This window comes from Paenibacillus solisilvae, assembly GCF_042656405.1.
GTDB lineage: Bacteria > Bacillota > Bacilli > Paenibacillales > Paenibacillaceae > Paenibacillus_Z > Paenibacillus_Z solisilvae.
In genome coordinates, this window is record NZ_JBHSOW010000080.1 from 289,438 (window position 1) to 302,324 (window position 12,887).

The 12,887-nt window shown below is 49.5% G+C and carries 12 protein-coding genes; 2 read left to right on the forward strand and 10 right to left on the reverse strand.

Annotated elements, in window-relative coordinates; genetic code table 11:
• Positions 1-38: 38 nt before the first annotated feature.
• The 5 genes from ACFPYJ_RS22405 to ACFPYJ_RS22425 all read right to left on the reverse strand — a co-directional run bounded on the left by ACFPYJ_RS22405 (position 39) and on the right by ACFPYJ_RS22425 (position 7,301).
• Complete coding sequence (locus ACFPYJ_RS22405) at positions 39-1,127, reverse strand: CapA family protein (RefSeq protein WP_379190443.1); 1,089 nt, start codon at positions 1,125-1,127, stop codon at positions 39-41.
• A 252-nt stretch (positions 1,128-1,379) separates the two neighbouring features.
• Positions 1,380-3,119: a glycoside hydrolase family 2 protein gene (locus ACFPYJ_RS22410; protein WP_379190444.1), complete on the reverse strand. Its 1,740-nt coding sequence runs from the start codon at positions 3,117-3,119 to the stop codon at positions 1,380-1,382.
• A gap of 242 nt (positions 3,120-3,361) precedes the next feature.
• Entirely contained in the window at positions 3,362-4,414 is a 1,053-nt protein-coding gene (gene alr, locus ACFPYJ_RS22415; RefSeq protein WP_379190445.1) for an alanine racemase, read from the reverse strand.
• A 147-nt stretch (positions 4,415-4,561) separates the two neighbouring features.
• Positions 4,562-5,893: a (Fe-S)-binding protein gene (locus tag ACFPYJ_RS22420; protein ID WP_379190446.1), complete on the reverse strand. Its 1,332-nt coding sequence runs from the start codon at positions 5,891-5,893 to the stop codon at positions 4,562-4,564.
• A complete protein-coding gene (locus ACFPYJ_RS22425; RefSeq protein WP_379190447.1) occupies positions 5,886-7,301 on the reverse strand; it encodes an FAD-binding oxidoreductase in 1,416 nt (471 codons plus the stop codon). The genes ACFPYJ_RS22420 and ACFPYJ_RS22425 overlap by 8 nt, the downstream gene beginning before the upstream one ends.
• 117 nt (positions 7,302-7,418) lie before the next feature.
• On the opposite strand from ACFPYJ_RS22425, the gene ACFPYJ_RS22430 reads away from it, so the two are divergent.
• Positions 7,419-8,168, forward strand: coding sequence for a FadR/GntR family transcriptional regulator (locus ACFPYJ_RS22430; protein ID WP_379190448.1), 750 nt, complete (start codon positions 7,419-7,421; stop codon positions 8,166-8,168).
• A 64-nt stretch (positions 8,169-8,232) separates the two neighbouring features.
• Here ACFPYJ_RS22430 and ACFPYJ_RS22435 read toward each other — a convergent pair whose 3' ends face one another.
• The 5 genes from ACFPYJ_RS22435 to uxaC form a co-directional block, all read right to left on the reverse strand.
• A complete protein-coding gene (locus ACFPYJ_RS22435; protein ID WP_379190449.1) occupies positions 8,233-8,370 on the reverse strand; it encodes a DUF4023 domain-containing protein in 138 nt (45 codons plus the stop codon).
• Between the two features lie 361 nt (positions 8,371-8,731).
• Positions 8,732-9,124 carry an SRPBCC domain-containing protein gene (locus tag ACFPYJ_RS22440; RefSeq protein ID WP_379190450.1) on the reverse strand — a complete coding sequence of 131 codons (393 nt, stop codon included), beginning with the start codon at positions 9,122-9,124 and terminating at the stop codon, positions 8,732-8,734.
• A gap of 74 nt (positions 9,125-9,198) precedes the next feature.
• Positions 9,199-9,657 (reverse strand): SRPBCC family protein, encoded by a 459-nt coding sequence (locus ACFPYJ_RS22445; RefSeq protein ID WP_379190451.1) that lies wholly within the window; start codon positions 9,655-9,657, stop codon positions 9,199-9,201.
• Positions 9,635-9,964: an ArsR/SmtB family transcription factor gene (locus ACFPYJ_RS22450; protein WP_379190452.1), complete on the reverse strand. Its 330-nt coding sequence runs from the start codon at positions 9,962-9,964 to the stop codon at positions 9,635-9,637. The genes ACFPYJ_RS22445 and ACFPYJ_RS22450 overlap by 23 nt, the downstream gene beginning before the upstream one ends.
• A gap of 352 nt (positions 9,965-10,316) precedes the next feature.
• Positions 10,317-11,735 carry a glucuronate isomerase gene (uxaC, locus tag ACFPYJ_RS22455; protein ID WP_379190453.1) on the reverse strand — a complete coding sequence of 473 codons (1,419 nt, stop codon included), beginning with the start codon at positions 11,733-11,735 and terminating at the stop codon, positions 10,317-10,319.
• Between the two features lie 264 nt (positions 11,736-11,999).
• Here uxaC and ACFPYJ_RS22460 point away from each other — a divergent pair, with 264 nt between their 5' ends.
• Entirely contained in the window at positions 12,000-12,854 is an 855-nt protein-coding gene (locus ACFPYJ_RS22460; RefSeq protein ID WP_379190454.1) for a helix-turn-helix transcriptional regulator, read from the forward strand.
• Positions 12,855-12,887 lie beyond the last annotated feature (33 nt).

Here is a 12,887-nt window from a genome sequence, read left to right on the forward strand (position 1 = left end):
GATCAAAGCATGCCTGTTCATAGTGGGAATCGCGCATCTTAGGGCCGCCTATGGACCTGCTCGGCTGAATGACCTGTCATCATCACGTTATAGGAGAGCTGCTCCAAATACGCCAATTGCCGATTCACATACCTCGCATCACGTTTGACAATCCGGTTATTTTGAATGCGGTACGGATCGAAAATCATTTTCACCTGACCGTTGATTAACGTCAATTGAAGCAGTCCGGTATCCGCCCGCGTGCCTCTAATATAATCAGGGAACAGGAAATTGCCAATGGAGTACGCGATCGGTTTGGATTTATAGAATTCAAAACCCTGCAGAACATGAGGATGAGAGCCAACCACGGCATCCGCTCCTGCGTCAATCATTTTCCTTGCAAGCCGGCGCTGCCACAGCTCAGGCTTGCTGCTTCTCTCTACTCCCCAATGCATGAATACGATCAAATAGTCTGCGCCTGCGCTTTCTTTTCTTATTGCAGCCAATACTTTGGCAGGTTCATATGCGCCCGCCACTCCATATTTGCCTGGCTGCGCAATCCATTCCCAGGTAGGAAGGAATCTCGAGAACGCAGCGATTTTCACCGTTTTTCCTTTCAAATTCAATGTCTTGGCCGCATAAGCTTCCTCTTCGTTGTTACCGGCTCCCACATAAGCAAGTCCGTATTGGTTCAAGCTTCTGATCGTGTCCATGAACCCCCGCTTCTTATAATCGAGTACATGGTTATTGGCTAAGGACACCATATCAAATCCGGCATGCTTCACGCCAGCCAGCGCCCAAGGATCGGATTTGAAATTGAAAAGCTGATTGTTGTCCTTCTCCGTTGCCGTCGAAACCGAGGTCTCCAAATTTACGACCGCATAATCGGCTTTCGACACTTCTTTTCTAATCTGGTAAAATGGGAAATCCGCCCCCCGCTTGTGAATAGCCTTCTTCACGGATCCATCCATCATCAAATCACCGGCAAACACGATACGAATTGGCTCATGACTGCGTCTGTCTGCTTCCTTGAAGCCAGCATGGAAAATACCATGGACCGTGTGCCCGATTTGGTTTACATAGGAATACTCATTCTGCGAAGCCGAGCATTGGAGCAGCATAGCGATTGCGAGGATTTTCCAGCCCATGGTGGTGAATTCAACTCCTTTGGGCAGGCTTTGGGATTAGAAAGAAAACGCTCATGAAGCCTGTCGAAACCTTATTATGAGGTTTCACTTGGATATCCATACCCTCGCAGGCGTAGGTGTTTGATCATTTCTGTATTCATACACGTATAGAAATAGCTCCCGCATGCATCCAGAAATAGATGCAAACGGGAGCTATTGCGTTTAATAGGAGCTTCTGCCGGCTGAAGCGATTGAATCCGGCTTAGAACACGATTAATCCTCAATAGCCGCCTTGCGGGCATTGATGGCGTGAATGATCCCAGGTTCGAATTTAGGCTTGCGATCGTAGGTATACAGCCCGTTTACTTCCTGCTCCACATCATACAGCTGAGTGTAACAGAAACCGAACATGAGCGGATGATCCAGCAGGACATCCGTTAAACCTTTATAGCGGGTAATAAATGCATCCTCGCTGGTTGGACGATCTCCATAGCCCCATGATTTGGAGTCCGCCTGCTCCGGATTCCACCAGATTCCGCCGTACTCGCTGACAAAATACGGCTGACCGCCATATCTCTGACGATTCGGGAACGACTCAAATACCGCACCGCCGGACTTCATGGGCTCGTAACGGGCTTTGAACGATTCCGGATTCTGATCATAATCATGAACGTCAAAAATATCTGTAACCACATGGAAGTTGCCGCTTGTATCAATAACAGGCCTTGTCGGATCGACTGCCTTAGTCACTTGGTATACGATTCTCAGCACATCATTATCCTGCTTCTGACCGTCAAAGTCCCATGTTTCGTTAAACGGGCACCAGCCAATGATGGAGGGGTGGTTATAATCCCGCTCAACCGCTTCCATCCATTCAGGCAAAAACTGCGCCAGCCCTTTCGGGCTTGTAATATTAAGCCCCCAGTTGGCATGCTCGCCCCAGACCAGATAACCCAGACGGTCGGCCCAGTAGAGGAAACGCGGCTCGAAAATCTTCTCATGCAGGCGTGCTCCGTTAAATCCAAGCCCCAAAGAAATTTCAATATCATTGCGCAGCGCTTCATCGCTTGGAGCCGTGTAAATTCCATCCGGATAGAAGCCTTGATCCAGAACAAGGCGCTGAAAAACGGATTTGCCGTTAATACGAACCGCCTTGCCATCCAATTGAACAGAGCGAAGCCCAAAATAAGAGCTGACCTCATCAGCGATTCCTTTGGAAGCGTTCACTAGACGAAGCTTTAAATCATACAGCCGTCCATTACCCGGCTCCCATAAATGAATGTCGGATAAGGCAAGCGAAGCTTTGACGGCGGATGTTCCAGCTGTTACCTGCAGACGACCTGTATCCTGCCCTGCAAAGGAAGTCTCTGCCTCCAGTACATAACCGTTCGCATCTCCGGCAATGGATGCCTCCAGGTGGATGTATCCGTTTGCATAATCAGGTGTAATCCGCACTGAGGATAGGTAGGTAGCAGGCACACTCTCCAGCCAGACTGTCTGCCAAATGCCCGTCGTCCGCGTATAATCGCAGCCATGCGAATGAAATTGAGCGGACTGCTTGCCTCTTGGCTGCAAGCCGGAACGGACATCATCCTCCGCATAAACCGTTACTACCTGCTCGCCATCGGTTATTTGGTCTGATATATCGAAAGAGAATGAAGAATAGCCGCCTCTGTGCTTACCTACAGAAGTACCGTTAATCCATACTTCCGTCTCATAATCTACAGCCCCAAAATGAAGCAGAACTCTTCCCTGCTTCCATGATTCAGGTATTGTAAATGATCTTCTGTACCAGACTGCCGCCATGAAGTCTTTATTCTCAATGCCTGAGAGCTTGCTCTCCGGGCAGAAAGGAACAAGAATGCGCTGGTTCAGCTCATGCTTCGGGTTATGATAATCCCGCGCTTTGCCGCTTTTGCCGTGATCGATCTCGAACTCCCACTCCCCGTTTAAGTTCTGCCACTGCGAACGAACGAGCTGCGGTCTCGGGTACTCGGGTCTTGGAATTGACATTGATAATCGCTCCTCTGCTCTCACTTATGGATAGGCTCCAAATTCACCACCTATCTTAGCATCTTTACTTCTAAATTTGGATTAATTTTCTTAAAGAAAACATAGGCAATTTGTTTAAGATTTTTCATTGAAAATCAGACAAATATATGTTAAGAAGGTGAATATCTGGCGGCTGTTTGAAGTCAATACCAAAAAGACCGCCCTCTTGCCCGGCAGTCTTGATTTATAGGAGGATTTTCAAATTAGATATACTTACGCAGTACGGATTCCTTTAGGGCTAGAATGGAAGGCAATCGAATGGTTACTTCTTCGCCAGGCTTCGCTTGAATATCTGTAACATCAGCCAAAATGTAGTTCATGCTTAGTTTCCCGAGCGTAGGAATGGATTTGCTTCTCATCCATAGCTTTGGTTTTGCAAAGAAATGCTGATAAACGGTCCTCAAAACACTTTTCGGCTGCCGTATGAAATCAAAGCCGTCGTACCCTCCAAAGGAAATAACCGCAACCTGCATGTCGCGTTTTGCTTTGGAAGTGCATCCATAGCCTATATATTCCTTTTTCTTCACCGATCGGATGGATAGAATTTTAGTCTTTACCTTGTAAGTGGGAAGAAGGTCTATATCTGCTGCGGACGAGCGGAATCCATACATGGCATTCCCGATCCGAACCATGTCTAACTGCGACTCAGGTAAATCAATGCTGGCGGCGCTGTTGGCAATATGAAATAGGATTCGATCCTTACAATAGGACGTTATTAAGGTTTTGCACGCCATGAATGCCGCCCATTGCTTTTTTGTAAAAACAGGCTGTTTCTCGTATGAAGAACCAAAATGGGAAAAAACACCTTCCATTGTGACATGACCGCAGTCATCATAAGCGTTCATAAACGGTTCGATCTGCTCCGGCTCAAGTCCAAAGCGATTCATACCTGTATTCACCTTTAAATGAAAGCGTCCATGGTACCCGTTCTTAGCGCACAGAGCCTCATAACGATACAAATCAGCGATGTTATCGATTGTCGGAATCATACTTTCAATCAAACGCTCGTCAAAATACGGCGCTAGAATATGAACGGGTTTCGTAATGCCCGATTGCGCGAGCTGAATCGCTTCATCTACACTGTTGACGCCAAACCGATCAACTTGCGGCTCTATATAATGTGACAGCTCCACCATGCCAAGGCCGTAGGCATTGGATTTTACAATAGCCATGAATAGGGAATCGCCGCTGATTCTGCGCACCTGTTCAATATTATGATGAATATGGGAGACGTTTACTTCAACAAAGGATCGCAATAAGAACACCACCTGGAATAGACATAGCTTAGATTATTGACTTAAGCTTATCCCAGGTATGTTGCTTAAAGATCTCGACTTGTTTCCATGTTGTATATTTTAAATCGAAGGCTATCGGTTCAGCTCCGCGCTTCGCTTCATCATAACTCACTTCACTATCCGGTCAAATAAAAAATCAGCGATATGGACGGCTTTCATACTTTCGCTCCGGCCATGTTTATCAATGCCCAGCTTCATCTGAAGCAGGCATCCCGGGTTACTGGTAACCAGATAATGGGCTTTAGTTGCATTCGCCTTCTCCATCTTATGCTCAAGAATCTGACTGGCCATATCAGGCTGCGTGACATTGTAGATACCTGCCGATCCACAGCAGGATCCGGCATCCTCCATCTCCATATAGCTCACATTTGCAATTCCGCTGAGCAGCTGCCGCGGCCGGCTGCCGCCCTTCATCACGTTGCGTAAATGACAGGAATCCTGATAGGTAACCCGGATGGGGTTCTCTTCTGCCTCACGATCGGCAAAATTCAGCGGACGGCCCCGTTCAACCAGAATCGTACTGATATCCATGACTTTCTTGGCAAAACCCCTCGCTGCTTCCTGCCACTCTTGATCATCATGCAGCAGATGGTCATATTCCACTAAAATAGCTCCGCAGCCGCCGGCGTTGGAGACGATATAATCGACCCCTGCTTCCTGAAACGCCCGGATATTGTTCCTTGCGAGTTGTTTGGCCGTATCGCTTTCACCGCTGTGGGCATGAAGCGCCCCGCAGCAATTCTGGGTATCCGGAATGACAACCTCAAAACCCGCTTCGGACAGCAGCTGCACCGTCTTCATATTTGTTTCCGTGAACAGCACATCCATTAAGCATCCTCTGAACATGCCCACCGTACCGATTTTCTCTCCTTTTGCAGCAATGCGTGAGCCTAATCGCTCTACAATCCCCTTGCCGGATGCATCCGGAAGTATTCGCTCCATAGATGATAAATGCTCAGAGAATGCACCCACCACGCCTGTTTTCCGGACTAAAGCCTGAACGCCTGACTTCTTGTAAAGTTCAAGACTTTTCCCTAATAAACGCATGCGCCTCTGGTGAGGAAACAGCTGATCGAATACCAGCTTGCGGACACCCTTTATCCACCACCGGTGCTGCCTCGTATGGACTTCGACGGCGTCACGCGCCTGTTCGATCAATTGGCCGTATTTAACGTCTGCCGGGCAAGCGGGCTCGCAGGCCCGGCATCCTAAGCAGTGGTTCATCTGATTCTCGAAGCTTATGCCAGGCTCCATAATTCCGTCGACCGCTGCTTTCATCAGCGAAATCCGCCCTCGCGGCGATTCGGCTTCGACGCCCGTTTCTTGAAAGGTCGGGCATGCAGGCAAACAAAATCCGCATCGCATGCAGTTGGTCAGCTGTTCATAATCAAGCTTCAGGGTTAACGTCTCTTTGAGGGAAGCCGCCGCTGGCTTAGGCATGATCAATCACCACCCTGCGCCGCGATTCTTTGGCAAATATTTTACCCGGATTCAAAATATGTAAAGGATCAAAGGTTTGCTTAATCCCCTGCATAATGGCGATACCTGTTTGACCGACCTTCCATTCCAGGAAAGGCGCTTTAACAAGACCTACTCCGTGTTCTCCTGTAATCGTGCCGCCTAACTGGATTGCTGCTTCGAATATCTCTTCGAATGCGGCTTCAACCCGGTGAATCTCCTCTGTGTTTCTGGCATCTGTCGTTGCAGTCGGATGAAGATTGCCGTCACCTGCATGACCGAACGTGCAGATCTGAACCTGATGTTTCTCAGCAATCCGGTTAATCTCCATTACCATTTCAGCGATTTTGGAACGGGGCACTGTAGCATCCTCCAAAATCGTCGTTGGCCGAAGTCTCGCCAGCGCCGTAAATGCGCTGCGTCTTGCTGTTAACAGTTTTAGCGCCTCCTCCGCGGTGGCGGCGACACTGACGCGATCAGCCTGCTCCGCCTGGCAAATCTCACGGATACGTTCAATATCCCGCTCTACGCTTTCCGGGTCCCCATCCTGCTCAATTAACAGGATCGCTGCCATATCGAGCGGAAGTCCCAGCTTCGCAAAGTCATCGACGACGCGTATCGTTGGATTATCCATGAACTCAAGAGTAGCTGGAATGATGCGGTTCTCAATGATTGTAGAAACCGTACGGGCAGCGCCGTAGAGATCCTTGAACATGGCCAGCATCGTCTTCTTGAACTTAGGCGGCGGAATTAGTTTAAGTGTCGCTTCCGTAATAACCGCTAGCGTACCTTCGGATCCAATGAGCAGTTTGGTTAAGTCATAGCCGGCAACATCCTTCATTAGTTTACCGCCCGTGCGCATGATTTCGCCGGATGCCAGTACGACCTGGAGGCCGATGACATAATCTTTGGTCGTGCCGTATTTCAAGCCCCGCAGCCCGCCGGAGCATTCGGCAATATTGCCTCCGATCGTAGAAATCGCCATGCTGCTTGGATCCGGCGGATAGAACAGCCCCAGATTCTCGATATGCTCAATAAACTTTTTGGTGATTATGCCCGGCTGCACAACAGCTGTGAGATTCTGCATATCCACTTCTAAGATCGCATTCATACGGTGCATGACCATAACGATGCCGCCTTGTACCGGAACCGTCCCCCCGCATAGGTTCGTTCCCGATCCTCTGCTGATCAAGGGTATCCGGTTCGCGCTCAGAACCTTCATGATTGCGGACACCTGCGACGTGTCCCGCGGATAAATAACGCCGTCCGGCAAAGCCTGAAGCATTGGTGTGCCGTCATATGAATGGGTGACAAGGGATTCCATATCGTCTTTGAAATAAGCATCACCCACAATACTGCGAAGTGCTTGTTTAATTTGATTATCCAGCATGATTGCCCCCTATGTGATAAGCAGGTTTTTCGATAATTGATCATGTGATCTGATGACTTTTCTTTTATTTTAGCTTATGATTGAATGGTTGTATAGGATTAAATTGGAGGTATTTTGATGGCATTCCAGCAAGTTAAGCCGCAAAAGGGATCGGAAATCGTCATGCAGCACATCAAACAGCAAATTGTATCGGCCGCTTATCCTCCTGGCTCAAAGCTCCCGACTGTCGTCGAGCTGTCGTCGATTTTTGATGTAGGGCGCTCTACCATCAGGGAAGCGCTTAGCGCACTCAAAGCAACCGGCTGGGTGGATATCCGTCATGGAGGCGGAACATTTGTAGTGGAGAAAATCCCGGTGGATTCAGATAACGAAACGAATGGGAGGCTTTTCTTTTACCAGACCCAATCCTTCCAGGAGGTACTTGAGGTACGTAAGTTTATCGAGGCAGGCTGCGCGTCTCTTGCAGCGGAACGGAGAACAACGGATGATCTGATGCAGCTGGAGCAGCTTCTTCAGCAGATGGAACTTGCGGTGAATGACGAGGAGCAAAGCGAGCAATACGATATTCATTTCCACTTGTGCATAGCCAGAGCCTCTCATAATTCTCTCTTTATCAGCATGATGGAATCCATGACGGAGCGGCTGCAGGAAAGTATGAAGGAATCCCGCCGGCTATGGTTTTTCAGTGAAAAAGCTTCTGTCCGGCAGCTGTGCCAGGAGCATAAACGAATCTATGAAGCCATTAAGGCAGGCGACTCCAAGCTAGCTGGAGATCTAATCATGCAGCATATCTTGAAAGTAGACCGGGTTGTACAGGAGTTTGAAGCCGCCGGCGCTCCAGTGCTGGATCCGGATGAAACATTGTAACACCTGTTTAGACATAAAAAACGCTTAGATCTTTGGAATCTAAGCGTTCTTGAAGTATATTTACCTACTTATTCCTGTTTCCCGGATGCCGGTTATGGGGCAGCTTGCCGCCGGGATCCCCTCCGCCTTGACGCTTCTTATTCTGCAGATCTTTCTTCTGAGTATTATGCAATTTCTCCACAAATTCATGTGTGTCCGTCATGGAATAACCCCCTTGATTATAGAGTCTTGTGTTACTGTATCCATTTTGCCGTCAATCAAACAAATGAATTTGCTGGATAAATGGCTAATGCCGTGCATAGCCCATTCGTATTGAAACTGAAGCATTTGCCGGCATAATCATCAACCGGATGAGGAATACTGACATAATCTCCTTCAGGTAAAGTCATCAAATAAATGGTCTTCTCTCCAGCACCCGAGCGCTGAATATTCGTTATCCACTACTTCCGCTCTTCCTGATCTGATTTCCGTTTTATATGTCATGATGTATGGTAAGTAACGGTCATTGTTTACTCGAAATCATGCAAAAAAAAGCAGCGTTTGCAGCTGCTTCTTCTGGTAACTTATGCTAATAGTTTCTCTATCGGACCCCAGTAGTTCGTGTGCCATCCCGCTGACAGATGCTCGCCTTGACCTTCAGGAAATCCGGTATGGTCGAACATGAGCAGCGTCTGTGAACCTTGTTCCTTTAATTCGAATTTAACGATCGAATAAACGCCTTCCTCCCAATTAGCCACGCGCCAAGCTTGTACGATGCGTTTGTTCGGTACCAGCTCGATGCTGCGTCCCACAATCATACCTCCGAAGCAAGAAAACGAGCCGCCTTCTTCCGGATTAATCTCTGTTGGTGCCCCGCCTGATGCTTTGCTGAACTGTTCGCTGCTGATAAGCGCATCATAAACGCGATCGACGCCGGCTTGAAAGGTAACTTCTTGATGAATCGCTGTGGATGACATATTATACACCTTCCTTTAGCTGCAGTTGCAAGCAAGAGTAGTCATTGAATTGTGTGACTCCTTTGAATCTATATTTAGTGCATAGCTTGTTCGGACCAAGGGTCGACGCCGGGATCTTGTCCTTGCGCCAAGGATTGCAGACGGTCCATGTAATGCGTCCAGCCCTGCTGGTGTGACGCAGCTTCCGAAGCCGGCAAATCATAATGCTTCAAGGTCAGCAGAGTGCCGTTATCTTTGGGCGTCAGCCTGAACTCGACAGTGCTTGAGCCTGGCGGAACAACCTTCGACTTTTCCCAGCCCCATGTCATGACGATTTTCTCGTACGGGTTGATCTCCTTATATTCGCCGATTGCGATGTCGCTGCCATTAACGTCAATGCGATATTTGCCGCCGATGCTCGGCTCCAGCAGCACATGGCGCCCCATCCAACGAACCAGTTTGTCAGGGTCGGTAAAAAAGGAGAATAACGTTTCCGGACGGCATTCAATAAAAATTTCTTTCGTAATCGTATCACTGCTGCTGCTTGGATTCATGCTCTCTTCGCTCCTCCTCTTCTGCAGCTTCTTTCAGACGAAGTAAGCTGTCATCCCAGAAGCTCTCAATGTACTGCTTTAACTCTTCGAACCCTTCCCTCCTAATGCCGTAAATACGTTTGGTACCCGCCCGCCTAACTACGACAAGCCCGGCTTCTTCAAGAACTTTCAGATGCTGCGATATTGCAGGCGCCGAAATATCAAAATGTGACGCTATAGCGCTGGAGGTAAGTTCCCCATCACGGACAAGATATAGAATATCTCTGCGCCTAGGCTCCGCTAATGCGTGAATGGCTCGATCGATCATGGCATTAATTTAGCATGCACTTAATTAAGTGTCAACTTAAATAGTTCTTGTGCAATTGTAATTCGATCTATACATGGGAAACCGTGCAACATGTGAGTGATGTGTCAAAAAACGGAAATGAAAAAGAGCCATGAGGAGATCCGAAATCTCCCGCATAGCTCTTCAAATACCGTTTATGAGAAATCCTTTGGAGCAGCGGAATCGGACTGCTGCGGATGCTGTCCACAGCCCGCGATGCCCTTATTGTTAAGGGGCCCGAACCCTTCATAACGGGCCCTCCATCTCCTGGTCAAGCGGCAGTCAAACCATCATGACTCAGCAGACCGGCTTATGATATCGGATCCCTTCGTGCTCACTCTTCCCGGTCAAAACCGAAATAATCCTTGGCATTGCGATAACTGATGGCCTGAACGATTCCACCCAGCCACTCCTCATCATCAGGCGCTTCGCCACGCTCCACCCACTCTCCGAGCAGACTGCACAGAATGCGGCGGAAGTAGTCATGGCGGGGATAAGACAGGAAGCTGCGCGAATCCGTCAGCATCCCGACAAAGCGGCTGAGCAGTCCGATATTGGCAAGCGACAGCAGCTGGGCCCGCATGCCCTCTTTCGTATCGTTGAACCACCAAGCGGAGCCGAGCTGCATTTTTCCCGGGACGCCGCCTCCTTGAAAGCTGCCCGCAATCGAAGCCAGAATGTCATTGTCGTTCGCATTAAGTGAATACAGAATCGTCTTCGGCAGCTGCTGCTCCTGCTCAAGGGCATTCAGCAGCTTCACGAGCGGACCGGCTACCGGATTGTCATTTATGGAATCGTAGCCTGTATCGGGTCCTAGAAGAGCTTCCATTCTCGTATTATTATTGCGGTGAGCGTTGATATGCAGCTGCATCGCCCATCCACGCTGCGCATAAAGGCGTCCTAGAACCAGCAGCGTATAGGTTTGGTACTGCCATTCTTCGTGCCGGGAGACCGCTTCGCCGCGGAGCGCCTTGGCAAAAATAGCTGCAGCCTCCTCCTGCGTCGCTTCCGCATAAGGCACCTCGTCAAGCGCGTGGTCGGAAACCCGTGTACCCGCTTCATGAAAGAAGCGTACCCGGTCTTCTAGCCCGCGGAGCAGAGCGGCGTAATCCGTGATTGCATATCCGCAGGCATCGCCCATCCGCTGCAGCCAGGGGAGAAAGGTTCCTCGCGTAAGCCCTAGCGCTTTATCCGGCCGGAAGGATGGCAGCACGCGGAAGCCCAAGTCGTCCACCTGCTTCAGCTTCAAATGGTACTCAAGCGAATCGGCAGGGTCGTCCGTCGTGCATACGGTCTCTACACCGGCACTGCGAATCAGGCCGCGGACAGTAAAGGACTCCTCCGCCAGCCTGGCATTCGCCGCTTCCCAAATCTGCGGAGCCGTCTCGGCGCCAATGCGTGCCGTTATGCCGAAAATATGCCGGAGCTCCATATGCGACCAATGGTAGAGCGGATTGCCGAGCGTGTACGGAACGGTCTCACACCAGGCGAGGAAGCGGTCGTAATCCGTTACGCCGGCTGCACCTGTGACGAACCGCTCCTCTACGCCGTTAGCCCGCATCGCGCGCCACTTGTAATGGTCGCCGTACAGCCATACCTCGGCGAGATTGGCAAACCGCTTATCTTCCCAAATCTCTTGCGGGCTAAGATGACAGTGATAGTCGATAATCGGCATTCCCTTCGCATAATTGTTATACAGCTGTACAGCTGTTTCGCTGTCCAGCATAAAAGTATCGTCCATAAAAGCTTTCATTGGCGAATCTTCCTTTCGGTATATAAGTGATAGGTCCCAATCTGGCAAATAAGCTTTGGTTCTCTACGGCATCTGAACAAGGCCAACGCCGCAAGCCCATCCTTTGGACTCTGATGTCATATACTCCTTGTAGATTAGCGCAAAACTGGATATTTTTCACCGCTTTTCTTGCTAATTTATCTTCATTATGCGCTGATTTTGTCCTCAGATCCATGCTACAATGGTAGACATGAGATACGACCCGCAAGCGGAACTGGAGGAATTGTGTTGGAGCATATTCGATTGACCTACGGACAGGAAGAAGAAGATTTTTTCTTTGAACAGATCCACAGAAGTCAGCCATTCAGCCGAAACAATCATCACCACAGCACCTTTGAGATTTATTACCTGCTGTCCGGGCAGCGCCGTTATTTCATCAAAGACCGGACCTTTGATGTGCATGCCGGCGATCTAGTGTTCATTGACAGGCATGATGTGCATAAAACATCCGATCTCGGTCCTCCCGGTCATGAACGGATTGTCATGAACTTCAGCGAAATCTTCCTGACCGGCGGCGTTGAGCATCCGCTCGTGCCTCCTGCGATCTTCGAAGTGTTTCGGGGAGGCGGTCACCTGCTCCGCTTGCGGCCGGACGAACGCAATTTCTATCAGTCGCTGCTGGACAAGCTCTCCCGCGAAATCGCCCATCAGGAACCGGGCTGGAACAGCTATGTCCGGCTCCTGCTCGTCGAGCTGCTGCTTTACGCCGCCAGGCAGACGGAACGCAATGATGCCGCGGCCATGGAGTCCGTCCATCCCGTCCATAAGAAGGTGGCAGAAGTCGTTCAGCATATTAACGGCCATTACGGGGAACCGCTGGAACTAACGGCAATTGCTGCCGCTTTCTACATGAGCCCTTCCTATTTAAGCCGATCCTTCCGCAAGGTTACCGGCTTCACTTTGATGGAATATATCCATTTCACCCGCATACACGCGGCACAGAAGCTGCTGCGCGATACCGGGTTGAAGGTTATCGATGTAGCCTCTGCGGTCGGATTCGAAAATATCGGCCATTTTGACCGGATCTTCAAACGAATAACCAAAATGACGCCCAAAGCTTATCGCAATTTAAACGCATGATAAAAAGGAGGCCGGTGGATGAAACATCATAGG